This is a genomic window from Millisia brevis NBRC 105863, assembly GCF_001552615.1.
Classification (GTDB): Bacteria; Actinomycetota; Actinomycetes; order Mycobacteriales; family Mycobacteriaceae; genus Millisia; species Millisia brevis.
In genome coordinates this window covers 57,720-80,249 of sequence record NZ_BCRN01000009.1, presented here as the reverse complement: position 1 = coordinate 80,249, position 22,530 = coordinate 57,720, and the positions used below count along the sequence as shown (strand labels likewise).

Annotated in this window: 23 protein-coding genes; 15 read left to right on the top strand and 8 right to left on the bottom strand. The window is 70.6% G+C overall.

Going from position 1 to position 22,530, the window contains the following annotated elements:
* Positions 1 to 70 precede the first annotated feature (70 nt).
* Both MB1_RS13915 and MB1_RS13910 read right to left on the bottom strand, forming a co-directional pair.
* A complete protein-coding gene (locus MB1_RS13915) occupies positions 71 to 1,039 on the bottom strand; it encodes a glutamate ABC transporter substrate-binding protein (protein WP_066908529.1) in 969 nt (322 codons plus the stop codon).
* Positions 1,040 to 1,122: 83 nt separating this feature from the next.
* Positions 1,123 to 2,496, bottom strand: a complete 1,374-nt coding sequence (locus MB1_RS13910) for a GlnX family signal transduction membrane protein (RefSeq protein ID WP_157084072.1) — start codon at positions 2,494 to 2,496, stop codon at positions 1,123 to 1,125.
* Positions 2,497 to 2,575: 79 nt separating this feature from the next.
* Between MB1_RS13910 and MB1_RS13905 the strand changes: the two genes are divergently transcribed.
* Complete coding sequence (locus MB1_RS13905) at positions 2,576 to 3,130, top strand: NUDIX hydrolase (protein WP_066908526.1); 555 nt, start codon at positions 2,576 to 2,578, stop codon at positions 3,128 to 3,130.
* Here MB1_RS13905 and MB1_RS13900 read toward each other — a convergent pair.
* From MB1_RS13900 to MB1_RS13885, 3 genes are all read right to left on the bottom strand, one after another.
* A complete protein-coding gene (locus tag MB1_RS13900) occupies positions 3,127 to 3,801 on the bottom strand; it encodes an Abi family protein (RefSeq protein WP_169801664.1) in 675 nt (224 codons plus the stop codon). The two genes, MB1_RS13905 and MB1_RS13900, sit on opposite strands and share 4 nt — an antisense overlap.
* A 168-nt stretch (positions 3,802 to 3,969) precedes the next feature.
* Positions 3,970 to 4,656 carry a thiamine phosphate synthase gene (thiE, locus tag MB1_RS13890; RefSeq protein ID WP_245650190.1) on the bottom strand — a complete coding sequence of 229 codons (687 nt, stop codon included), beginning with the start codon at positions 4,654 to 4,656 and terminating at the stop codon, positions 3,970 to 3,972.
* A gap of 82 nt (positions 4,657 to 4,738) precedes the next feature.
* Positions 4,739 to 5,365: a TetR/AcrR family transcriptional regulator gene (locus tag MB1_RS13885; RefSeq protein ID WP_066908216.1), complete on the bottom strand. Its 627-nt coding sequence runs from the start codon at positions 5,363 to 5,365 to the stop codon at positions 4,739 to 4,741.
* Positions 5,366 to 5,467: 102 nt separating this feature from the next.
* Between MB1_RS13885 and MB1_RS13880 the strand changes: the two genes are divergently transcribed.
* The 4 genes from MB1_RS13880 to MB1_RS13865 are packed head-to-tail and all read left to right on the top strand — an operon-like array spanning position 5,468 to position 9,249.
* Entirely contained in the window at positions 5,468 to 6,409 is a 942-nt protein-coding gene (locus MB1_RS13880) for an ABC transporter ATP-binding protein (RefSeq protein WP_439646946.1), read from the top strand.
* A complete protein-coding gene (locus MB1_RS13875) occupies positions 6,406 to 8,055 on the top strand; it encodes an ABC transporter permease (RefSeq protein ID WP_157084071.1) in 1,650 nt (549 codons plus the stop codon). Before MB1_RS13880 ends, MB1_RS13875 begins: the two co-directional genes overlap by 4 nt.
* A gap of 46 nt (positions 8,056 to 8,101) precedes the next feature.
* Positions 8,102 to 8,626: a pyridoxamine 5'-phosphate oxidase family protein gene (locus MB1_RS13870; protein WP_066908207.1), complete on the top strand. Its 525-nt coding sequence runs from the start codon at positions 8,102 to 8,104 to the stop codon at positions 8,624 to 8,626.
* Positions 8,623 to 9,249 carry a maleylpyruvate isomerase family mycothiol-dependent enzyme gene (locus tag MB1_RS13865; protein ID WP_066908205.1) on the top strand — a complete coding sequence of 209 codons (627 nt, stop codon included), beginning with the start codon at positions 8,623 to 8,625 and terminating at the stop codon, positions 9,247 to 9,249. Before MB1_RS13870 ends, MB1_RS13865 begins: the two co-directional genes overlap by 4 nt.
* A 60-nt stretch (positions 9,250 to 9,309) precedes the next feature.
* On the opposite strand, the gene MB1_RS13860 is transcribed toward MB1_RS13865, so the two are convergent.
* On the bottom strand, positions 9,310 to 9,759 hold the full coding sequence (locus MB1_RS13860) for a nitroreductase/quinone reductase family protein (RefSeq protein ID WP_066908202.1): 450 nt from the start codon (positions 9,757 to 9,759) through the stop codon (positions 9,310 to 9,312).
* A 206-nt stretch (positions 9,760 to 9,965) separates the two neighbouring features.
* Here MB1_RS13860 and MB1_RS13855 point away from each other — a divergent pair, with 206 nt between their 5' ends.
* The 4 genes from MB1_RS13855 to MB1_RS13840 all read left to right on the top strand — a co-directional run bounded on the left by MB1_RS13855 (position 9,966) and on the right by MB1_RS13840 (position 14,344).
* Positions 9,966 to 10,622, top strand: coding sequence for a nitroreductase family protein (locus MB1_RS13855; RefSeq protein WP_066908199.1), 657 nt, complete (start codon positions 9,966 to 9,968; stop codon positions 10,620 to 10,622).
* 36 nt (positions 10,623 to 10,658) lie between these two features.
* The gene (locus MB1_RS13850) at positions 10,659 to 12,110 is read left to right on the top strand and encodes a phytoene desaturase family protein (RefSeq protein ID WP_066908196.1); all 1,452 of its coding nucleotides are present in this window, start codon (positions 10,659 to 10,661) and stop codon (positions 12,108 to 12,110) included.
* 268 nt (positions 12,111 to 12,378) lie between these two features.
* Entirely contained in the window at positions 12,379 to 13,725 is a 1,347-nt protein-coding gene (locus MB1_RS13845) for an MFS transporter (protein ID WP_066908192.1), read from the top strand.
* 124 nt (positions 13,726 to 13,849) lie between these two features.
* Positions 13,850 to 14,344 carry a nitroreductase/quinone reductase family protein gene (locus MB1_RS13840; RefSeq protein WP_169801663.1) on the top strand — a complete coding sequence of 165 codons (495 nt, stop codon included), beginning with the start codon at positions 13,850 to 13,852 and terminating at the stop codon, positions 14,342 to 14,344.
* Between the two features lie 13 nt (positions 14,345 to 14,357).
* Here MB1_RS13840 and MB1_RS13835 read toward each other — a convergent pair whose 3' ends face one another.
* Positions 14,358 to 15,896: an ATP-dependent DNA ligase gene (locus MB1_RS13835; RefSeq protein ID WP_066908186.1), complete on the bottom strand. Its 1,539-nt coding sequence runs from the start codon at positions 15,894 to 15,896 to the stop codon at positions 14,358 to 14,360.
* Between the two features lie 44 nt (positions 15,897 to 15,940).
* A complete protein-coding gene (locus MB1_RS13830) occupies positions 15,941 to 16,678 on the bottom strand; it encodes a sulfite exporter TauE/SafE family protein (RefSeq protein ID WP_066908183.1) in 738 nt (245 codons plus the stop codon).
* A gap of 76 nt (positions 16,679 to 16,754) precedes the next feature.
* Between MB1_RS13830 and thiO the strand changes: the two genes are divergently transcribed.
* The 6 genes from thiO (at position 16,755) to MB1_RS13800 (ending at position 22,514) form a co-directional block, all read left to right on the top strand.
* Positions 16,755 to 17,822, top strand: coding sequence for a glycine oxidase ThiO (thiO, locus tag MB1_RS13825; protein ID WP_066908180.1), 1,068 nt, complete (start codon positions 16,755 to 16,757; stop codon positions 17,820 to 17,822).
* Complete coding sequence (gene thiS / locus MB1_RS13820) at positions 17,819 to 18,112, top strand: sulfur carrier protein ThiS (protein WP_174531961.1); 294 nt, start codon at positions 17,819 to 17,821, stop codon at positions 18,110 to 18,112. The genes thiO and thiS overlap by 4 nt, the downstream gene beginning before the upstream one ends.
* 78 nt (positions 18,113 to 18,190) lie before the next feature.
* Entirely contained in the window at positions 18,191 to 19,198 is a 1,008-nt protein-coding gene (locus MB1_RS13815; protein ID WP_084351756.1) for an ABC transporter ATP-binding protein, read from the top strand.
* A complete protein-coding gene (locus MB1_RS13810; protein WP_066908177.1) occupies positions 19,195 to 19,968 on the top strand; it encodes an ABC transporter permease in 774 nt (257 codons plus the stop codon). Before MB1_RS13815 ends, MB1_RS13810 begins: the two co-directional genes overlap by 4 nt.
* Positions 19,969 to 20,035: 67 nt before the next feature.
* Positions 20,036 to 21,502: a M28 family peptidase gene (locus tag MB1_RS13805; RefSeq protein WP_084351754.1), complete on the top strand. Its 1,467-nt coding sequence runs from the start codon at positions 20,036 to 20,038 to the stop codon at positions 21,500 to 21,502.
* 73 nt (positions 21,503 to 21,575) lie between these two features.
* Positions 21,576 to 22,514, top strand: coding sequence for an adenylate/guanylate cyclase domain-containing protein (locus MB1_RS13800; RefSeq protein WP_245650189.1), 939 nt, complete (start codon positions 21,576 to 21,578; stop codon positions 22,512 to 22,514).
* Positions 22,515 to 22,530 lie beyond the last annotated feature (16 nt).

Below are 22,530 nucleotides of genomic sequence, written 5' to 3'. Positions count from 1 at the left end.
TGTCGTGGCCGTCACCCTGTCCGGCCGCCGCGGGTACCCCGCCGGCCGTTCGGCCGATTCTCCATTCATGTCAGTCCACGTATCGCGGGGTCGGCGGGCCCGGGGATGGTCCCAGTACCGTCAACCACCGATCGTAGATCCGATTCCAGGTTCCGTCCTCGCGTATGCGCTCGAGCGCCGCATTCACCAGGCGCACCACGTCGTCGTGACCGGGCGGTATGCCGACGCCGTAGGGTTCCTCACTCAGCGACTCCCCGACGATCGCCAGATAGGGGTCCTGCGCGGCCATTCCGGCGAGCAGGGTGTCGTCGGTGGAGACCGCGTCGATCTGGTTCTGCTGCATCATCACCAGGCAGTCGGCCCATTCGGTGACGCGCATGATCCGCGCGGTGGGCACGATCTGTTGGATGCGGGTCAACGAGGTGGTCCCGCCCGCGACGCAGACGGTGCGATCGTGCAGGTCGGCGATCCCGTTGATGTCGGCGCCGCCGCGCACCCCCGAATCGTTGCGGACCAGAACCCGCTGGTGGGCTTGGTAGTAGACGGTGGAGAAGTCGACCTGGTCGCGCCGTTCGCAGGTGATCGACATCGTCTTGACCACGACATCTACCAGCCCGTCGACCAGGGCCCGCTCCCGTTCGGCCGACGAGACGATCCGGAACTCCAGTTGGCGTGGGTCGCCGAAGAGTTGGCGGGCGATCTCGGAGGCGATGTCGACGTCGAAACCGACCAGCTCGCTCGATCGGGGATCGCGGAAGCTGAACGGGTTGCTGCCGGTATCGAGGCCGACGATCAGTCGCCCGCGCGCCCGAATCGCGTCGACGTTCGGCTGCGGGAGCGGGCTGCCGTCCGCGGCGGTGGTGACCGGGCGCAGGCTCGCCGTCGGATCGGCGCAGGTCGCCGGCGGTGGAGCGGTCGCGGTAGCCGATGTCTGCGGCAGCTCGGTGGCCTCGGACGGCGTCGGGAACGGCGGGACCGTATTGGCCGCCGCGGCCGGGGTTTGCTCGGCGGGCGTCGTGCCACAACCCGCGAGCATCATCAGCACCGCGAGCAGCGCGACCACGGGGAGAACCCGACGCCGTCCCGTGCGCGTCGCTGCTCCGGCCGCGCCGACCGTTCGGCTCACTGGTACTCCCGCAACCGGTTGCGCATGCCGAAGGCCACCGCCAGGACCGCGATCGCCGACAACAGGACCACGCCCTGGGTGATACCGCGCAGGATCCGGGTGGCCTGGTCGACGTTGTCCCGCAGGTTGGTGCGCGAGTCCTCGATCAGCGCGACAAGTTCGCCGTCCAACCGATCGAACAGGGCCGCCGAGCCGCCGATCCCCGGATCGACCGCGATCCCGGAGGCCGCCGAGAAGTCGCCGTGCAGGAGGGCTTCGGTGATCCGCTCGTGCGATTCGACCCACTCGTCGATCACCGCGGTGACCTGGTCCAACTGTTCGTTGGGGACGACGGAGCGGTCGATCCCGTCCAGGTGCTCGCGCAGTTGGTCGATCAGCGGGCCGAACTGTACGTCCTCCTCGGGGGAGCGGCGCACCATGCCGAGCGTCTCGTTCGATCGGGCGGTCTGGGCCAGAATGCGGCTGTCGGTCAGGGCGTCGAGCGGGTCGATGCCGCGTTCGACCGCCCGGGTCGCGGCGATCGAGGACATCAACCCGGCCACCAACAGCCAGCACAGCGCCACACCCATCGTGCCGCCGGCGATCGCGACCCCGAGGTTGATCTTGCGGCCGGTCAGCCGCGCCAGATAGGGCACCGCCGCCAGACAGACCACCACCGCGAACAGGACCGCGATGATCGCCGGCCAGGGGCGGCCGCTGTGCATGCGCTGCTCATTGCCGACCCGTTCGGTGGTCGCCTCGTAGAGGCTGTTCGCAGCGGGCAGCAGGGTGTTCTGCATCAGGGCGGACGCCTCGGCCAGGTACGCCGAACCGACCGGGTTGCCCAGACGGTTGTTGGCCCGCGCGGTCTCGATCAGCCCCGCGTACACCGGAAGCTGGCGGCTGATCAGCAGCAGCGATTCGCGGCCGGCGTCGTCCTCCATCCCGTTGGAGGCCAGGGCGGCGGCGGCGGACGCCTCGGACAGGGCGGTCGTATACCGTTCCCGCACCTCGACCGGCTCGACGCCGCCGTAGATGAAACCCGTCGACGCGGCGGCGTCCGCGACCGACAGCTCGCTGTACAGCTCCTGCACCGAGTCCGACAACGGCTCGGCGCGCGCCAACAGATCGGACAGCACCTGCCGGCGCTCACCGACGGTGAAGGCGGTGACCGTGCCGGCCAGCAGGATCGCAGCGATCAAGCCGACCGCGATCGCCAGCAGTCGCAGCGGGGTGGACGAGCCCAGCCGGCGCGCCGGATTCGGCTGCGGCAGCGGTTCGGGCAGGGTGAAGGTGCGAACGGTCATCGTCTCGCCCCCTCCCCGGTAGCCCACATCGGCGGCGACCCCGGTGGGGAACGGCCCCGAGCGACTGAATGGTGTCACAGCCATCGTCGCCGCCCAACGGATATATCGCATCATCACCATACAAATTCGGGTGTCCGTTTCAGGCGGCACTAGGGTGGCGGTCATGCGCGGCGACGGGGACGGATGGGTCGTCGGTACCGACGGTTCGCGACGATGGGGGCGTTTCGGCGCCGCGGGGTTGGTCGTTCGGGCGCCCGCCGCCGACGGGACGCCGGTGGTGCTGCTGCAACATCGGGTCTGGTGGAGCCACCACGGCGGCACCTGGGGGGTGCCCGGCGGCGCGCGCGACTCCCACGAGAGCGCCGCCGACGCCGCGATCCGTGAGGCCGGGGAGGAGGCCGGCATCGATCCGGCCGCCCTCGTGGTGCGCGATACCCGGGTGACCGCCGACCTCGACTCCGGGCGGTGGACCTACACCAGCGTGCTCGCCGAGACGGCCGCGCCGCTGCCGACCGTGCCGAGCGGGGAGAGCGCCGAACTGCGTTGGGTGCCCGAGCGCGAGGTGGAGACCTACGCGCTGCACCCGGGTTTCGCCGCGAGCTGGCCCGCCCTGCGCGTGCGGGAGGTGGCGGTCGAGTCGGTGGACATCGACGCGGGACAGCGGTTGGTGCGCCTGGCGGAATGCTACGGCTGGGTGCCCGGTGTGCCGCCGGCCTAGTCCGCGGGACGGCGTCGCAGGACCGAGTCCACGCGGCTGGTGCTGTCGATCCACCAGCCCAGACCCGGTTCGATGATCTCCGCGCTGCGAATCAGATTTTCGTATTCCCGATGCAGATCGATCGCGAATATCGGTTCGTGATGCGCGATGCGATTCCGCAACTCGACGATCTGTCCGACGCTTGCTTCGAGGCGTTGCTGGCGGGCGGTACGCACGAATGCATGGCGCAAAGCATCGGTCCACATGGCGTTCGTGCCGGACGGTTTCAACAGGTAGTGCCAGAACCCCAAGGACAATTCGGCGACGACGTGGCCGGGCTTCACGGAACTGTGCCGGCGGCCCGCGTTGCGCGTCGCGTCACGCACCTTCTGCAGTGAGTTGTTGTTGAGGCCCGACAGTTGGCCCGGGGTGCGACCCGCGACATGCACTGTGTCGGGATCGAACCAGTGCGGCTGAAGCGCCCCGTTCGGAGTGGGGTGCGTGGCGTCGAACCACTTGGTCATGGCGGTGTCGACCGTGTTGCGGAAGCCGACCTCGAAATAGTGGATGCTCTCGAAGAAGGCCATCGAAACGTCGAGGTTCCATCGGTACAGTTCGAGACCGTCCGGAATGCTGCTATTGCACGCGTTGCTGTACGTCCGGAGGCGCGGTGTCGACAACAGTCTGATCATCGTGTCCCGAATGGGGGAGTACATCGACACGGCTGCCTCCCGACTGTTCGAAACCCGGCTGTTCGAAATCGATGAGACTATGTACCATAAATACTCAGGCCCGCAGAGTTCGGCGTACCCACTACGGTGAGGGAAACCGCTGCGGGCTTTACATTTTTCCGGGTTCTCTCAATCCCGTTCGCGCACGCGGCGGGCCAGGGCGGCGGCGGCGCGACGCGGATCGTCGGCGCGGGTGATCGCCCGGACGACGACGACGCGACGCGCGCCCGCGTCGAGCACCGCATCGAGGGTGTTGTCCTCGATCCCACCGATCGCGAACCACGGCAGCTTCGGGTCGGCCGCGGCGACCTCGCGGATCGTCTCCAACCCCGCCGGTTGGCGCTTCGGCTTGGTGGGGGTGCGGTAGACCGGGCCGGAGGCGAAGTAGTCGACGCCCGGTTCGATCGCGGCCAACCCCGCCTGCGCGCGGCTGTGCGTCGAGCGGCCGATCAGCATCCCGTCGCCGACGATCCGGCGGGCGACTGCCACGGGCAGATCGTTCTGACCCAGGTGCAGGATGTCGGACTGCGCGGCGAGCGCGATATCCGCACGATCGTTGACCGCCAGCAGCGCGCCGTGCCGATCGCAGACCGTCCGCAGCACCGCGAGCGCCGCCAACTCCTCGCGCGGCTCGATGCGCCCGAACGTCCGCTCGCCCTCGGAATCCTTGTCGCGCAACTGGATGATGTCGACCCCACCGGACAACGCCGCATCGGCGAAGCGGGCGAGGTCGTCGGTTTCCCGCCGGGCATCGGTGCACAGGTAGACGCGCGCATCGGCGAGGCGTTTACGCAGGGCGGCGGAGGTCGAAGTCACATACGTCACGGTAGCCGGCGGGCGGCGCCGGAATGTGCGTGATGTGGGACATATCCCAAAACCTGTCCGGATCCGGCGTGGGTCAGGCCCCGAAGGCTATCCGGGCCACCTCGAGGCCGGCCCGAATCTGCGGCAGCAGGTCGGCTTCGGCGGCGCCGGCGGCATGCCAATTGCGGATCGCCGCGACGATCACTCCCGCGATGCCCGCCATCACCACCCGGGCCTGGGGTTCGGTGAGGTGCATCGACGGGTCCGCGGCGACGGCGGCCGCCGCGGCGTCGACCAGGTCGTCGACCATCAGGGTCGTCGCCGCCTGAATTTCCGGAACCTCGAACCACAACCGCACCCGACGTGTCGTCATACCGTCCGGGTCGATGGTGTGTTCGGGTGTCATCAGATCGATCGCCCGTTCGACCGCGGTCATCAGGTCGCCGCTGGTCAGCAGGCCGGGCAGCAATTGCAGCAGCACCTCGTCGTGGTCGTCGTGCAGAACGAGCCGTTCCTTGGTGCCGAAGTACCGGTAGACCGTGCTCGGGGAGACCTCCGCCGCCTCGGCGACCTGCTCGATCGTCACCTTCTCGAAGCCGTCGGCCTCGAACAGTTCGACCGCGCAGCGCTGGATGCGCCGCATGGTGGCGGCCTTCTTGCGTTGACGCAGCGTTTGCGGGGGCAGTCCGACGGCGTCCGCCCGAGGTTCCGTGGGAGGCACCAGCGCAGCCTACTGCGCCTTTGCGAAGTCGGTGCAGACTATTGATAGTGACTGTCAGAATTGAGTAAAGTAACTGTCATGAGACAGTCACTGTCAGAATCTGTGATTCGCGCACGGGGATTGCACAAGCACTACGGCCCGGTCCGGGCCCTGGACGGTCTCGATCTGACCGTCTCGGCGGGGGAGGTCCACGGCTTCCTCGGGCCCAACGGCGCCGGCAAGTCGACGGTCATCCGAGCGATCCTGGGGCAACTCGCACTCACCGCCGGCGAGCTGACGGTCCTCGGCGGGCACCCGCGCGCCGACGCCCCGACGATCCACCGCCGGCTGGCCTATGTCGCCGGCGATACCGCGCTGTGGCCGCATCTGACCGGCGGCGAATGCATCGACGTCATCGCCGGGTTCCGCGGCGACGTCCACACCCCGGCCTTTCAACGCCGCCGCGGCGAGTTGATCGATCGCTTCGAGCTCGATCCGACCCGGCGGGCGCGCACCTACTCCAAGGGCAACCGGCAGAAGGTCGCGCTGATCGCCGCCCTGAGCGCCGACGTCGACCTGTATCTACTCGACGAACCGACCTCCGGGCTCGATCCGCTGATGGAGGCGGTCTTCCAGGAGACGGTCGGGCAGCTGCGCGAACGGGGCCGAACCGTGCTGCTCAGCAGCCATATCCTCGACGAGGTCGAGGCGCTGTGCGATCGGGTGACGATCATCCGCGGCGGTCGAACGGTGTCGACCGGCACTCTGGACGACCTGCGAGCCCACACCCAGACGGTCATCACCGTCACCACCGACCGTTCGATCGCGGGGCTCGCGGCGATCGCCGGGGTCACCGACCTGACCGAGCGGATCGCCGATGACGCGGACGGCGCCGTGCACACCCGGCTGCGGTGCGCGGCGACCGCCCTCGCGGACGTGATCGCCGCGATCGGGGCACACCGTCCCCGGGCCTTGACCGTCCGACCGCCGTCGCTGGACGAGATGTTCCTCGAGCAGTACCGCACCCAGCCCACGTCGCAGCCGCAGCCGGAGCCGGTCCGATGAGCGTGGCCACGCCGCCGCGCCCCGACGAGGCCGGCCGCGCGGATGCCGCCCGACTCGGCGGCGATAGTGCCACCGCAGTCACCGGATGGGCCCGGCTCACCCGCCTGCATCTGCGCACCGCCCGCTGGTGGCTGCTCGCCTGGCTGCTGATTCCGGCGGGAGTGGTCGTCGCGACCGGCCACTCGATCGCCGCGCTCTACGCCGATGCGCTGACCCGTCTCGGCTACGCCGGCACCATGGCGGCCGCGCCCGGCAGCATCGCGATCAACGGGCGCTGGCGCGACCTCGACACCGTCGGCGGCATCGTCACCAACGAGGTCGGACTGCTCGGCCTGTTGGTCTTCCCCCTGGCCGGCATCCTGCTCGCGATACGCCTGACCCGTCGGGAGGAGGACACCGGAAGGATCGATCTGCTCTCGGCCGGTCGGCTCGGGCGACTGGCCCCACTGGTCGCCGCCGGTGTGGTGGCGGTTGCGGTCGCCGTGCTGATGGCCGCGATCATGGCGCTCGGACTGTGGGCCGCGGACCTGCCGCCCGCCGGCGCCGCCCGGTACGCGGTGCTGCTGTCGTTGTCGATGATCCTGTGGACCGGAGTCGGCCTGTTGGCAGCGCAGATCGCCCGTGATGTGCGGACGGCCACGTCTATCGCCCTGGCGGCGCTGTTGATCGGCTTCCTGGTCCGCATGATCGTCGACGGTCTCGGTGCCGACGCCGAATGGCTCTCCCCGCTGGGCTGGCTGCCGGCCGCGGCGCCCTTCGGATCATGGCGGTGGGAGCCGTATCTCGCGGTCGTCGTGGCAGCGGTGGGACTGTTCATCGCGGCCGCGGTGGTGGCCGCGCGTCGCGACCTCGACGGCGGTCTGATCGCCCCGCGCCCCGGCCCCGAGCGCGGCGGCCGCGGCGCCGGAACCCCCGGCGGATGGGCGTGGCGCCTGACGCGCGGATCGGTGCTCGGCTGGGTGATCGGCCTGAGCGCGTGGAGCATCGGTATCGGCCTGCTGGTGGGGGAGATGACCGAGGTCATGCGCGGAAATCCGCAGCTGGTGGAGCTGTTCGGACTCGACAGCCCCGAGGACGCGGTGGTCGCGATGACCGCCTCCCTGACCTGCCTGGGCCTGGCCGCGATGGGGGTGCAGGCGATCGGCCGGCTCGCCGCCGAGGAGGACGCCGGACGACTGGGACTGATCCTGTCCGGGGCGGTAACCGGGCGCCGGATGTGGGCGACCTGGACCGCACTGGTGGTGGCATCGGTGCTGGTGACGGCCGCGTTGCAGGTGGCGCTGTTCGGAATCGCCTCGACCCTGTCGACCGGTCGAACCACCGGCGCGGTCGCGATCGCCGAAGCGCTGGCGATCCTGGCGATCCCCGTCGTGGTCGTCGTACTGATCGCGGCCGGGCTGCGCGGGGGCGCGCCGGGGTGGGCGGCGGCGCCGTGGCTGCTGATCGCGTGGGGTGCGGTGGTCGCCTTCCTCGCCGAGGCGCTCCGGCTGCCGGACCCGGTGCGCGATCTGTCGGTCTTCGCGGTGGTCGGACAGGTACCGATCGAGGATGCTGGCCTCGGGGCGATCGCCGTGCTGGTGGGGATCGCCGTTGCGATGACGACGTTCGGAGCGGTGCTGGTCGGCCGGCGAGATCTGGGCGGCTGACCCGGTATGACCGATCCTGTCGGACGGCCGCTCTAGGGTGACGGGCATGAGTGACGCGGCGCCGGGTGAACCGTCCACCGATCGGCCGATCTTTCCGGAGGGCTACGGGATTCCCGAGGCCGCCGACGGACAGTTGAGCTGGTCGCAGGTCGAGCCCAGATTGGTGGCGGCCAAGCACTATTGGCTGTCCTCGGTGCGCCCGGACGGCACGCCGCATTCCGTGCCGCGCTGGGGAGTCTGGCTCGACGGCCGCTTCTGGTACGACGGCGCACCCACTACCCGGCACGCGCGCAATGCGGAGAAGAACCCGGCGGTGACGCTCACCCTGGAGTCCGGGACTCAAGCCGTCATCCTCGAGGGCACCTCGGTGGCCACCCGGGCCGACGGCGACCTCGGCGTGCGGCTGTCGGCCGCGTTCGCCAAGTACGCCGACGACGGTTACGCGCCCGGCCCGGATTCCTGGTCGGGCGCGGACGGTGGCGGTCTGCGGGTGATCACCCCGCGCCGCGTCCTCGCCTGGTTCCAGTTCCCCACCGACTGCACACGATTCACCTTTGCAGCTGCGTCGTGACCGACGTCTGGGAGTTGGTGCGCGCCGAGCGGCTCGCCCTGGTCGACGACCTAGCCGCCCTCGACGCCGAGCGGTGGGACCTTCCGTCGCTGTGCCCGGGGTGGACGGTGCACGACGTCGCCGCCCACCTGGTCGACAACGCCAAGGTCACCCGTTTCGGGATCGTCGTGGCGATGGCCCGCGCCCGCTTCGACTTCGACCGGCAGAACCAGCAGGGGGTCGACCGGGAGCGCGGAGCGACGCCGGCGCAGACGCTCGATCGGCTACGGGCGGTGGCGGATCGGCGCACCGGCCCACCCGCGCCGCTCGATAGTCGCCTGGTCGAGGAGATCGTGCACGGCGAGGACATCCGCCGACCCCTCGAATGCGTCCGCGACTATCCGGCCGAGGCGGTCGAGCGGGCGTTGGCGTATCAGGTGAAGACGTCGGTATCGGTGGGCGGCAGCAAACAGCGGGTGGCCGGACTGGCGTTGCGGGCCAACGATTCCGGGATCGCGATCGGCGACGGCCCCGAGGTATCCGGCCCCGGGGCGGCGCTGCTGGTCGCGGTCGCCGGCCGCACCGCCGCTCTCGACGCGCTGACCGGCGCGGGGGTCGATACGCTGCGCGCACGGCTTCGCTGACGGGTCCTGCGCCGATCCCGAGTGCGGATGGTGTGCACCCGCGGGCCGGTGTGGTTGCGGCTACGGGGTGACCGCGAAGACCGGCAGCAGCGGGGCGAATCTCTCGAGGTCGGCATCGGTCGGCGAGGTCGACATGCCCTCGGGCAGGAAGCGGCCGACCTCCCAGCCCCACCGGCGCAGGTATTCCCGCAGGATCGGGCCCCGCAACCCCAGTTCCACCTCGGTCAGGTCGACCTGCCGCACCCGACGGCCCACCCGCAGTTCGGCCCGCCCGGCCGCCCGCGCATTGCGCACCCACTGGGTCTCGCCGCGCACCGCGACCAGGTAGTCGGCCCCGTCGATCCGGACCGGATTGACCGGAACGGTCTGCGGTTGCCCGCTGACCCGGCCGATCACCGTCAGGTTGTGGGCGCCGGCGAGATTGACACCGCGGTCGGCCAGCCAGCGGACCACCCGGTTGAAGACGGCGTCGGCGCCCTTCGGTGCCCGATAGTGCTGCGTTGTCGACATGGTCTCTCCTGTGCATCCGGCCGGTATGAGAGCAGTGCTCTCGATGTGGTTCCAGTATGCGGCGTTGATCGACATCTCGCAAGAGCGGTGCTCTCACTTCTGGGTGGTGGTGATCTCCGCAGGCGGGAACCGGGTCGGTTCGCGGCCGGAAAGTTCGCCGGTTGGAACCGTGGACAGAGCGCCGGATCGGGGATCACGATGGCGCCATGACCGAACTGCTCGCACTGACCCCCGACGAACTGCTCACCACCACCCGCGCGGTCCGCAAGCGCCTCGACCTCGAACGGGATGTGCCCCTCGAGGTGATCCACGAGGCGCTCGAGATCGCCGTGCAGGCGCCGTCGGGCAGCAATCGGCAGGGTTGGCAGTGGATCGTGGTGACCGATCCGGACATCAAACAGCAGATCGCCGCCTACTACCGCCGCTCCTGGGAGGCGTACAGCGGCGTGGCCGCGGACGCGCCGGCCGAACCCGCCGTCGGGGGCGAACCGGCAAGCGTCGGGGAGCGGATTCGGGACAGCTCCTCCTATCTGGCTCGGGTGATGGGCGACGTTCCGGTGCTCGTGATCGGCGCGATCACCGTCGACGAGGGCGGCGAGCTGCCCGCGAGCAATCAGGCCGGCCTGTGGGGGTCGCTGCTCCCGGCGGCGTGGAATTTCGCCCTGGCGCTGCGCGCCCGCGGACTCGGCACCACCTGGACGACCCTGCATCTGAAGTACGAGAAGGAGGTCGCGCAGATCCTGGGCCTACCCGCCAATGTGCGCCAGGGCGTGCTGCTGCCGGTCGCCTACACGATCGGTACCGACTTCAAGCCGGGTCCGCGGGCCGATTTCGACGCGATCGTGCACATCAACCACTGGTGACACCCGACGGCGTCCGTCAGCGGGCATGCTGACGCGGTGACCCGTGACGGACGCGCGATCGTGGTGGGCAGCGGACCCAATGGCCTGGCCGGAGCGATCCTGCTCGCCCGGGCCGGACTGCGGGTGCGGGTCCTCGAGGCCGCCGCCGAACCCGGCGGCGGTACCCGCAGCTCACAGCTGACCCTGCCCGGACTGATCCACGACCACTGCTCGGCGTTCCACCCGATGGCGCAGGCATCGCCGCTGTTCCGGGAACTCGGCCTCGAGCGGTACGGGTTGCGGTGGCGGCACCAGGACATCGAGATGGCGCACCCGCTCGATGACGGAACCGCGGCGGCGGTGTGGCGCGATATCGACCGCACCGTCGACGAGCTGGGTGGCGACGGACCCGCCTGGCGATACACCTTCGGCGCCCTGTCCGCCGGATTCGACGACCTCGCGCAGGACATCCTGCGCCCGCTGCCACATCTGCCGCGCCATCCGATGCGGCTGGCCCGCTTCGGCCCGGCGGCGCTGCTGCCGGCATCGGTGCTGGTGCGGCAATGGCGCCAACCGCGGACCCGCGCGCTCTTCGGCGGGGCCGCCGCCCACGCGGTGACCTCGCTGGGCGCCCCGCTGAGCAGCGCGGTCGGGCTGACCCTGATCGCCGCCGCACACCGCCACGGCTGGCCGGTCGCCGAGGGCGGCTCGCGGGCGATCGCGACCGCGATGATCCGCATGCTCGAATCGCTCGGCGGCACCGTCGAGACCGACACCCCGGTCACCTCGATCGCGCAGGTGGACGGCGCCGACATCGTGCTGCTCGACACCGCGCCCGGCGCCGCCGCGACCATCCTCGGCGATCGGCAGCCACCGCGCGCTAATCGGGCCTACCGGCGGTACCGCTACGGGCCCGGCGCGCTGAAGGTCGACCTCGCCGTGCGCGGACCGATCCCGTGGGCCAACCCGCTCTGCGCCCGCGCCGGCACCGTCCACCTGGGCGGCACCTTCGACGACCTCGCCGACGCGGAGGCGGCCACCGTCCGCGGGCACCTCGCCGCCGCACCGTTCGTGCTCGTCGGGCAGCAGTATCTGGCCGATCGCTCCAGGTCCGTCGACGGGGTGCACCCGATCTGGGCGTATGCCCATGTGCCGCACGGATATCCGGGGGAGGACCCCGAACCGGTGTTGCGGCAGATCGAACGCTTCGCGCCCGGCTTCCGGGACCGCATCGTCGATATCCGCACCCGCGGCCCGGCGGCGCTCGAGCGGGACAACCCCAACTACGTCGGCGGCGACATCGCGGTCGGGTCGAACGCCGGGCTGCGGTTGCTCTTTCGCCCCGGCGGTGCGACCCTCCCGATCGGCGGGCGCACCCCGTACGACACCGGCGTACCCGGCGTCTACCTCTGTTCCTCGGCCACCCCGCCGGGCGGTGGGGTCCACGGCATGGGCGGCGCCAACGCCGCCGCGGTGGCACTGGCCCGCTGGGAACTCTCGCGGGGCTGAGCCGACACCGGCGGGGGTGAGCCGACGCCCGTTGGGCTGAGCCAACAGCCGTCGGGCAGGGGCCGCCGTCTGTGCAGTGTCATACCCCACCTCGGGGTCGGCTCCCAAGAACGTGTTACGCAGGCGTAAAGTTCCCCGCTTGGGGCTACCGCCCCGCACCCCTCGTCCTACCTCGTGCCGCGACCACCCGCTCCGGTGAAGCAGGGCGCCCGTCCGCACACCAGATTGTTGGAACACCCCGTCATGTCCCCGGAAGCGACCGCGACCCATGTCCACTGAAGCCACACCCACCGACAAGCAGATCGCCAACCCGCCCTCGCGGGTGCTGGCGGCCAGCCTGGTCGGTACCACCATCGAGTTCTACGACTTCTACGTCTACGCCACGGCGGCCGTATTGGTCTTCCCCCACCTGTTCTTCCCGCAGGGCAATGAGCAAACCGCGCTGCTGGCCTCCTTCGCCGTCTTCGGCGCGGCGATGGTCGCGCGCCCGGTCGGCTCGATCGTCTTCGGCCATCTCGGCGACCGCTACGGCCGCAAGGCGACACTGGTCGGTGCCCTGCTCACCATGGGCATCGCGACGATCCTCATCGGTGTGCTGCCGACCTATCAGGCCGTCGGCTGGGTGGCGCCGCTCCTGCTGGTGATCCTGCGCCTCGCCCAGGGCTTCGCGCTCGGTGGTGAGTGGAGCGGTGCGGCGCTGGTGGCGACGGAGAACGCGCCCGAGGGCAAGCGCGCCTGGTACGGCACGTTCCCGCAGTTGGGTGCGCCGCTCGGCTTCATCCTGGCCAACGGGCTGTTCCTGATCATCGCGGCGATCCTGCCATCGGACGACCCGTCGCGGCCGTCGGACGCCTTCCTCACCTGGGGCTGGCGGATCCCGTTCCTGTTCTCGATCGTCATGGTGATCGTCGGCCTCTGGGTGCGGCTGCGCCTGGTCGAGTCGACCCCGTTCCAGCAGGCGCAGGCCAAGGGCACCGTCCAGCGGCTGCCGCTGGCGACCGTCGTGCGCGAGAACTGGCGCGAGCTGATCCTCGGCACGTTCTACATGCTCGCGACCTACGTGCTGTTCTATCTGATGACGACGTTCTCGCTGAGCTTCGGGCGCGCGCGGACCGACGCCGCGGTGCCCGGACTGGGCTACTCGTACACCCACTTCGTGATGATGATGATCGTCGGCGTGGTCTTCTTCGGCATCTTCACCATGGTGTCCGGCCCGCTGGCGGACCGCTTCGGCCGCCGCTACTTCCTGCTGGTGGTCACCGCGGCGATCATCATCTTCGGTCTGATCTGGGTGCCCTTCCTGTCCGGTGGCCAGGTGTCGGTGCAGCTGTGGCTGATCATCGGCTTCACCCTGATGGGTCTGACCTTCGGTCCGATGGGAGCGCTGCTGCCGGAGCTGTTCCCGACGGCGGTGCGCTACACCGGTTCGGGTATCTCGTACAACGTTTCGTCGATCCTCGGTGCGGCGGTGGCGCCGTTCATCGCGGTTGCGCTGTGGACCTACGGCGAGGGCAGCCCGTTCTGGGTGGGTGTCTACCTCGCCGTCATGGGTGCGATCACCCTGACCGCCCTCGCGGTGGGCCGGGAGACCAAGGACGTCGACATGCATCGCTGATGCTGTTCAACCATCTTCCGCACAGCGCCGCCGCGACAATAATTGTCGCGGCGGCGCTGTGCTGCGAATGGTTGAACACACCACGGGAGGTGGGACGGGGCCGCCGGGCCTACCCTCGAACGGTATGGGGGTACGGTTCGCGCTTGCGCGGATGATCGGGGAAAAGGCGGACCCGGCGCGGTTCGCCACGCTGCTACCGCAGGTGGACGCGTCGCTGCGTCGGCTCAGCCGGGGGCGGGTGGACTTCGCGCGGCTCGGGCGGGTGCCCGGCCTGGTCCTGCTGGTGCACGGCCGACGGTCCGGCCGGCTGCGCGAGGTTGCGCTGCAGGCCCGGGCGGTCGATGGCGGCTGGGTGGTCTGCGGCAGCAACTGGGGCCTGCCCGACGACCCGGCGTGGGTGCTCAATCTGCGCGTCGACCCGCGGCCCGCGGTGCAGATACGCGGGCGACGTCGACCGGTCACCGCCCGCGAACTGCACGGCGAGGAACGCGAGCGGATGTGGGCGCGCCTGATCGCCGTCTGGCCGGCGTTCGACGGCTACCGGGAGCGCTCCGGGCGGACCATCCCGCTGTTCTTGCTGACCCCGACCGACGGACCGGGACCCGCGACCGCGCTCTGACCGGCGGATCCGGTCAGTCGGACACCCCGCCCGCCAGGGCGCGCACGGTGTCGATCGTGTCGGCTTCCTCGGCGGTCTTGTCGTCCCGATAGCGCAGCACCCGGGCGAAGCGCAGCGCGAGCCCGCCGGGGTAGCGGGTCGAACGCTGCAACCCGTCGAAGGCGATCTCGACGACCTGCTCGGGCTTGAGGTACACCGTGTACTCGTCCCGGGAGGTCTCCAGTTCCCCGAAGCGTTCGGTCTGCCAGGCGAGCATCGCGTCGGTCATGCCCTTGAACGTCTTGCCGAGCATCACGAAGCCGCCGTCGGCGTCGCGGGCTCCGAGGTGGATATTCGACAGCTTGCCCCTGCGGCGGCCGCTGCCCCATTCGACGGCGAGCACCACCAGGTCGAGGGTCAGCCGCGGTTTGACCTTCACCCATCCCGCGCCGCGCCGACCGGCGGCGTAGGGCGCCGCCGCGCTCTTGAGCACGATCCCCTCGTGCCCGCCGGCCAACAACTCCGATAGGTACCGCTCGGTGGTCGCCACGTCGGCGACCTCGCGCCGCGGCACCAGATCGTCGGCCGGTACCAGGGCGGAGAGCCGGGCGAAGCGGTCGGTCGCCGGTAGGTCGATCAGGTCCTCGCCGTCGAGGTGCAACAGGTCGAAGAAGAAGGAGTGCACCGGGACGGTGCGCCGTTGGTGGTCGACATCGGCGCTGCTCATCGTGCGCGAGGCGGTCACCTGGAAGGGCAGCGGCCGCCCGGCCGGGTCGAGGGCGATCGCCTCCCCGTCGAGGATCACCGACTCGACCGGCAGGGCGGCGACCGCCTCGACAACCTCCGGCAACCGGGCGGTGATGTCGTCGAGGCTGCGGGTGAACAGTCGGATCTCGTCGCCGCGGCGATGCGCCTGAATGCGGATGCCGTCGAGCTTGCCGTCGGCGAAGACCCCGCCGGACGCGTCGATCGCCGCGAACCCTTCGGCGGCGTCGCTGCCGCTGCCCGCCAACATCGGCCGCAGCGGACGGCCGACCTCGAGCCGGATCGCCGCCAGCGCCTCCTCGCCGCCGGCCAGCGCCGCCTCGGCGACCGGAGCGGCGAATCCCGCCAGCATCACCGCCCGGCGCACCGCGGCTTCCGGCACCCCCGCGGCCGAGGCGATCGCCGCGAGCATCACGCCGTCCTGGGCGCCCTGGCGCATGTTGCCGGTGATCAGATCCCGCAGAAATGCCTGCTCGGAGGGGGTCAGCCGGCCGAAGAGGTCCGCGATGATCGCCGCGCGGGCGCGCTGCGAGCCGGCGCCGACGGTGTCCGCCAGCGCGGTCAACCGTTCGTCGACCTCCCCGAGGGACGCCGTCGCGGTGTCGGCGGGGGCGGGAAGGTCGTGCAGGCCGCGCCAGGACACCCCGACGCGGCGCTGCGGCAGGATGCCGGACAGGTAGGCGGCGGCGAGCCCCGCCTCGGCGGGCCCGGCGGCGGTGAGCACCTCGGCGATCGCCGCCGTCTTGGCCAGCCGCGACCGGGTGCCCGCGACCGCCGTCGACGCCTCGACCAGCCTCTCCAGGAGCATGCCCCCAGGCTAGGCGCCACCCCCGACAGACATCGTCCGCGCGATCAGTTGGCCCAGAGGAAGGCGGCAAGGCCGAAGCCCGCGGCGGCCACCGCGATCCGCAGCACCGACGCCGGTATCCGCCGCGAGACCGGCGGACCGCACCACCCGCCGACGAACATGCCGACGGCCATGATCGCCGCCGCCCACCAGTCGACGGTGCCGACCGCGATGAACCACAGCGCGGCGACCAGATTCGCCACCCCGAGGAAGTAGCTCTTGAACAGTTGGGCCCGCCAGATCGTCTCCGACGTGCACAGCAGGGTCAGCGCCAGGAAGGCCACTCCCGCACCGGCCCCGAAGTAGCCGCCGTAGACCGCGACCACCACCATCGCGGCGATGTACGTGCGGGGCCGGTCGATATCGCCACCGAGCGTCCGCAGCCACGGCTGCAGCAACAACGCCAGCGCCGCCAGCGCCACGAACCACGGGACGACCGCCTCGAAGGTCTCCGCGGGGCCCGCCAGCAGCAGCACCGCGCCGATCAGCCCGCCGACCACCGCGGCAACCGTCAGCGGAATGATCCGTCGGCCCTCGCCGGTGATCTCCCGGATCGAGTTGGTGGTCGCGCCGACCCCGACACCGACCAGGGCGACGGTATTGGTGACATTGGCCGCCACCGGCGGCAGACCCACCGCCAACAGCGCGGGATAGGAGACCAGCGACGCGAGCCCGGTCAGATAGCCGATCAGGCCGGAACCGAATCCCGCGGCCAGCAGCAGGACGGCGTCGGCAAGGGTCACTCCGGCGACCCTATCCGGCCGTACCGGAGTAGCCTCGCGGCCGGTCGGAGATGTCGGGTCTCGGTGAGGAGCAGCGGTGACGGGCGCGCGGGTCGCGGTGATCGGTGGCGGAGTGATCGGACTGTCGATCGCCTGGCGGGCGGCCGCGGCCGGCCACCGGGTGGAACTGTTCGATCCGGCGGACGGCTCGGCCGCGGCGCAGGTCGCCGGCGGCATGCTCGCTCCGCTGTCGGAGGCGCGGCCCGGCGAGGAGGCCGCCCTCGACTTCGGGGCCGCCTCCCTGGAGCGGTGGCCCGGCTTCATCGCCGACCTGGGCACCGACCCGACCAGCGCCCGTGGAGCCCTGACGGTCGCCCTCGACGGCGCCGACCTCACCGACCGGCACAAGGCGGCGGCCTGGGTCGCCGAGCGGGGCCACGACATCCGCCCGCTGACCCGCCGCGAGGTGCGCGACCTCGAGCCGACGCTCGGACCGTCGATCCGCGGCGGCGTGCTCGCCCCGACCGAGGGGTCCGTCGACAATCGGCAGCTGCTCGCCGCGCTGCGCGCTGCCGCAGCAGCGGCCGGGGTGGTGCACACCCGCACCGCCGTGACCGAGACGGCGACCCTGCCGCACGATCGAGTGGTGATCGCCGCCGGGTGGCGCTCCGCCGCGCTGCTGCCCGAACGGCTCGCCGCGATGCTCTACCCGGCGAAGGGGGAAATCCTGCGGGTACGGACGCGCCCCGGATCGGCGGTCGGCCCCCGCCACGTCATCCGCGCCGCGGTACACGGCCGGCCCGCCTACCTGGTGCCGCGCGCGGACGGCTACGTCGTCGGCGCCACCCAGTACGAACACGGCGACGACCGCGCCGTCACCGTCGCCGGGGTGCGCGATCTGCTGCAGGACGCGGAACTGGTGTTCCCGGCGATCGGCGACTACGAGCTGTTCGAGTCGGCCGCCGGTCTGCGACCGATGTCCCGCGATGATCTGCCGCTGATCGGTACCCTCGACGAGGACGGATATACCGGCACGATCGTCGCCTGCGGGCACGGTCGCAATGGCGTGCTGCTCGCGCCGCTGACCGCGGATGCGGTCCTCGCGGCGCTCGACGGGCACGTGCTGACGGAGGCGGCGGCAGCGCTGCCGGAGAGGGTGAAATGAGCGAGCGGACGGCAGCTGTCGACACGACGTCGATCGGCCGGGAGTCGATCGGTACGGACTCGATCGGCGAGGCGTCGATCGGCGAGGCGTCGATCGGTGTGACGATCAACGGCGAGGATCGCCTGCTGGCCGTCGGTACCACGATCCGTCAGGTGCTCGAACAGTTGAATCTGCCGGACTGCGGCGTCGCCGTCGCGGTCGACAACGCCGTTGCCGCACAGGATCGTTGGGATTCCCCGATCGCCGCCGGCGCGCAGCTGGACATCCTCACCGCCGTTCAGGGCGGCTGACCCCTCCGCGACCGCGCGCGTCCGCCGCGAGGGGGGTGCGCATGTGACAGGGGAGCGGTCGGCCGGCAGGGTGTGGGCATGATCGAGGTGCGATCGCTGACCAAGAATTTCGGTTCCACCCGTGCCGTCGACGACCTGACCTTCACGGTCCAACCGGGCCGGGTCACCGGCTTCCTCGGACCCAACGGAGCCGGCAAGTCGAGCACCATGCGCATGATCCTGGGACTCGACCGACCGACGTCCGGTACCGCGACCATCGACGGTTCCGCGTACGGGAAGCTGACCGACCCGCTGCGCACCGTCGGCGCGCTGCTCGACGCGAAGTGGCTGCACCCCAACCGATCCGCCCGTGCGCACCTGCGCTGGATGGCGGCCTCGAATGGCATCGCCGCCGGTCGGGTGGACGAGGTGCTCGAGCTGGTCGGCTTGGCCGATGTCGCCGGTCGCCCGGCCGGCAAGTTCTCGCTCGGGATGTCCCAGCGGTTGGGCCTGGCCGCGGCGATGCTCGGCGATCCGCCGGTGCTGCTGTTCGACGAGCCGGTCAACGGGCTCGATCCCGAAGGCATCCACTGGATCCGCACGTTCATGCAGTCCCTGGCGAAGCAGGGCCGCACGGTCTTCGTCTCGAGCCACCTGCTGGCCGAGATGGCCCAAACCGCAGAGCACCTCGTGGTGATCGGACAGGGCCGGCTGATCGCCGACAGTTCGACCGCCGACTTCGTCGCCCGCTTCTCGGAGATGACCGTCCGGGTGCGCAGCCCGCACCTCGACGCCCTGCGTGAGCGATTGGTCGCCCACGGAATGCAGGTGCGCGACGAACCGGAGCGCGGGGCGCTGATCGTCACCGACGTTCCCTCGGACACGATCGGCACGGTCGCCGCCGAGTACGGCATACCCCTGTTCGAATTGGCGCCGCTGCAGGCGTCTCTGGAGGACGCGTTCATGCGCATGACCGAGGGCTCGGTGCAGTACCGCACCGAGGCGCCCGCCGCACCACCACCCGCCGCGCCGCCGTCCGGCGCATCACACCGCATCCCCGACACCGTCCACACCGGCGACGATCCGGCGAACGGAGCCGACCGATGAAGGTGCTGCGGGCGGAGTGGATCAAGCTCACCTCGGTGAAATCGCCGATCTGGTGCGCGATCCTGGTGGTGGTGATCGGTGTCGCGATGGCCGGCCTGATCGGCTGGGTCGCGCGGACGAGCCGCGCCAACGCCGACCAATTCGGCGGCCAGACGATCCCCTTCGGGATCGGGGATGCGCTCAGCGGCGTCAGCGGGCTCGGCACGATGGTGCTTATGGTCCTCGGCGCGCTGGCTATCACCAGCGAATATCGGTTCGGATTGATCCGCACGACCTTTCAGGCCCTTCCGCGCCGCACGACCGTATTGATAGGCAAGGCGGTGGTTTACGGGCTCTTCGGCGCGGTCGTCAGCGCCGTCGCCGCGGGCGGGGCCATCCTGGTCGCGCGGATGGTCGCCGGATCGGAATTCGCCCCCGATCTGAGCTTCGATGCCCCGGGCGCCTGGCGCGAGCTCTACGGGGTGCCGATCGTCGCCTTCCTGGCGGTGGTGCTCGCGGTGGGAGTCGGTGCGCTGCTTCGCCAGTCGGCCGCCGCGATCGCCGTACTGTTGCTGTGGTCGCTGCTGGTCGAGTCGCTGGTTCCGCTGTTCGGCTCGGTCGGCCGGGAGATCACCCCGTTCCTGCCGTTCGTCAACGCCAATCACTTCCTCGGCATGACCTCGACCATCGAGTTCCACTGGGGACCCTGGGGCAGCCTGCTCTACTTCGCCGCCGTCGTGCTGGTGATCGGGGCGGCCGCGGCGGCCTTGGTCGAGCGTCGCGACGCCTGAGCGGGAAACGTCCGGTAAGTCGCATCGGGTCTCCCGATTGGTCCGAACTGTCGATAGTGTGCCCGTCATGACACGAATCGGGTGGGCCGCCATCGGCGCGGTATCGGTGCTGACGGTCGCCGTTGCCGGCTGCTCGTCCTCCGATTCCGGATCGTCGGCGGATTCGGCCCTGGCCGCGGGATCGGCGCTGGCCGCGCAGATCGACCAGCAGCAGCTCATCGGGCATCTCGAGCAGCTGGAGGCGATCGCCGCCGACAACGACGGCAACCGCGCCTCGGGGACCTCCGGCTACGACGCGAGCGTCGACTACGTGGTGCGGATGCTGACCGATGCCGGGTTCGACGTCCAGACGCCGGAGTTCGAATTCGACCAGTTCATCTGGGGTAACCAGACCCTGTCCGCCGACGGCACCGACATCCCGGTCGAGGCCCTCCAATTCTCGCCCGCCACCCCGGACGGCGGCCTTCTCGCGCCGCTGGTGGTCGGCGCGCCCGATGCGCTCGGCTGCACCGCCGAGGAGTGGGGCGACGCCGACCTGACCGGGGCGGTCGCCCTGGTCACCCGCGGCACCTGCGAGTTCAGTCAGAAGGCGCGGGTCGCCGCCGAGCGCGGCGCGGTGGCGCTGCTGATCGCCAACAACGACGACGGCATCGTCGACGGCACCCTCGGCGGCAAGGACAACAGCCCGATCCCGGTCGGCGGCATCAGCCGGGAGTCCGGCAACGAGCTGCGCGCGCAGGTGCCCGGTAGCGTCGACCTGACCCTGGATACGCAGACCACGACCTCGCAGTCGCGCAATGTGATCGCCCAGACCTCCACCGGTTCGACCGACAACGTCGTGGTTGTCGGCGCCCACCTCGACGGGGTGCCGGAGGGCGCGGGCATCAACGACAACGGCTCGGGCGTGGCGGCGGTCCTCGAGACCGCGCGCCGCCTCGGCGGGGACCCCGACGTCACCAATGCGGTGCGCTTCGCCTTCTGGGGGGCGGAGGAGCTGGGTCTGTTCGGCTCGGAGAAGTACGTCGAGAGCCTCTCCGAGGACGAATTGCTGCAGATCGCGCTCTATCTCAACTATGACATGGTCGGCTCCCCGAACGCCGGCTACCTCACCTACGACGGCGACGATTCCGATCGCGTCGGCGCGCCGGCCGGTCCGGAGGGGTCCGCCGCCGTCGAGCGCATCTCCGAGATCGGCCTGTTGGAGGCCGGAGTCTCCCCGAACGGAACGGATTTCGACGGACGTTCCGACTACGCACCGTTCGTGTCGGCCGGAATCCCGGCGGGCGGTGTCTTCTCGGGTGCGGACGATCGAAAGACCGACGTACAGGCGGAACTGTGGGGTGGCGAGGCAAATGAGCCGTTCGATCCGAATTACCACACGGCGCAGGACACGCTCGAGAACATCGACCGCGACGCCCTCCTCCGACACAGCCGCGCCGCCGCCTTCTCGGTGGGCGCGTTTGCCCATTCCGTCGAGGGTCCCAACGGTGTTCCCGTGGGCGACGCCCGTGTGGAGGCGCGCGCAACCCAGTGACGGTTCCGCCGACCCGGTCACACGGACCGCACGGCCGGAAGACGTAGCGGATACCGGCCGTTACACTCAATTTGTGATTGCTGGGATTCCGGCGGTATCGAACTGGTTCGGCCGGATCGATCGGTCGGAGTCGCTGGTGGCCTTCGTGCGCCGGCTGCGTACGGTGGCGCCCGGCGATCATGCGATCGGCGATCCGCTCTCGCTCAGCGGCTCGCCCGCCGCGGCCGTCGTGGGCCGATTCGCCGACCTGTCGCAGATCCGAGGCCATACGGTCACCCGCGAGATCGGCCTCGGCGCCGTACAGGTCTGGGAGGCGGCCCGCCGCACCGTGTCGTGGGGCGACAATCCCACCGCGGGTGACGAGGTCACCATCGTGTTCACCGACCTGGTCGGCTTCTCGTCCTGGTCGGTTCAGGTCGGGGACGAGGCGACCCTCGAACTGCTGCGCCAGGTGGCCGTCGCGGTCGAACCGCCCTTCCTGGCCGAGTCCGGTCGGGTGATCAAACGTCTCGGCGACGGGGTCATGGCGATCTTCCCGAACCCGGAGTCCGCGGTTCGCGCCGTCTACCGGGCGCGCGCGGCGATGGCCGAGGTCGAGGTGGCCGGACACCGACCGCGGATGCGCGTGGGCATCCACACCGGCGCCCCGCTGCCGATCGGCTCGGACTGGCTCGGCGTCGATGTGACCGTCGCGGCCCGGGCGATGGAGTGCGGCGGCGACGGCAACGTCATGATCACCCAGGCGAGCCTCAACCAGCTGGACCCGACGATCCTCGCGGAACTCGGCGTGGTCGACGAGACCTACCGCCGCGGGCTGCTGGAGCCGCGGTTGGAGGGGATCCCGGCGGACGTGGTCATCCGCCGGTTGGTCACCTACCGCGGCGGCACGCGGCCGCGCCCGTGGTCGAGCGTGCGCCGCTCGAACGACGCGGGCCGTGCGAACGATCCGAGCCGCACCGCGGACACCGGACGGTCGAGCCGGGAACCTCGCGGCTCGGTCGCCGGCGGGTAACCGTCCCCGGCCGTAC

Excerpts from the sequence above, each read along its gene's own strand:
- MB1_RS13860 (WP_066908202.1), bottom strand. The coding sequence starts at position 9,759 with ATGTCGACAACGCAGCACTATCGGGCACCGAAGGGCGCCGACGCCGTC.
- MB1_RS13815 (WP_084351756.1), top strand. The coding sequence starts at position 18,191 with ATGATCGAGGTGCGATCGCTGACCAAGAATTTCGGTTCCACCCGTGCC.
- MB1_RS13915 (WP_066908529.1), bottom strand. The coding sequence starts at position 1,039 with ATGATGCTCGCGGGTTGTGGCACGACGCCCGCCGAGCAAACCCCGGCC.
- MB1_RS13845 (WP_066908192.1), top strand. The coding sequence starts at position 12,379 with ATGTCCACTGAAGCCACACCCACCGACAAGCAGATCGCCAACCCGCCC.
- MB1_RS13875 (WP_157084071.1), top strand. The coding sequence starts at position 6,406 with ATGAGCGTGGCCACGCCGCCGCGCCCCGACGAGGCCGGCCGCGCGGAT.
- MB1_RS13835 (WP_066908186.1), bottom strand. The coding sequence starts at position 15,896 with ATGCTCCTGGAGAGGCTGGTCGAGGCGTCGACGGCGGTCGCGGGCACC.
- MB1_RS13840 (WP_169801663.1), top strand. The coding sequence starts at position 13,850 with ATGGGGGTACGGTTCGCGCTTGCGCGGATGATCGGGGAAAAGGCGGAC.
- MB1_RS13910 (WP_157084072.1), bottom strand. The coding sequence starts at position 2,496 with ATGGCTGTGACACCATTCAGTCGCTCGGGGCCGTTCCCCACCGGGGTC.
- thiS (WP_174531961.1), top strand. The coding sequence starts at position 17,819 with ATGAGCGAGCGGACGGCAGCTGTCGACACGACGTCGATCGGCCGGGAG.
- MB1_RS13810 (WP_066908177.1), top strand. The coding sequence starts at position 19,195 with ATGAAGGTGCTGCGGGCGGAGTGGATCAAGCTCACCTCGGTGAAATCG.
- MB1_RS13905 (WP_066908526.1), top strand. The coding sequence starts at position 2,576 with ATGCGCGGCGACGGGGACGGATGGGTCGTCGGTACCGACGGTTCGCGA.
- MB1_RS13900 (WP_169801664.1), bottom strand. The coding sequence starts at position 3,801 with ATGATCAGACTGTTGTCGACACCGCGCCTCCGGACGTACAGCAACGCG.
- MB1_RS13870 (WP_066908207.1), top strand. The coding sequence starts at position 8,102 with ATGAGTGACGCGGCGCCGGGTGAACCGTCCACCGATCGGCCGATCTTT.
- MB1_RS13805 (WP_084351754.1), top strand. The coding sequence starts at position 20,036 with ATGACACGAATCGGGTGGGCCGCCATCGGCGCGGTATCGGTGCTGACG.
- MB1_RS13855 (WP_066908199.1), top strand. The coding sequence starts at position 9,966 with ATGACCGAACTGCTCGCACTGACCCCCGACGAACTGCTCACCACCACC.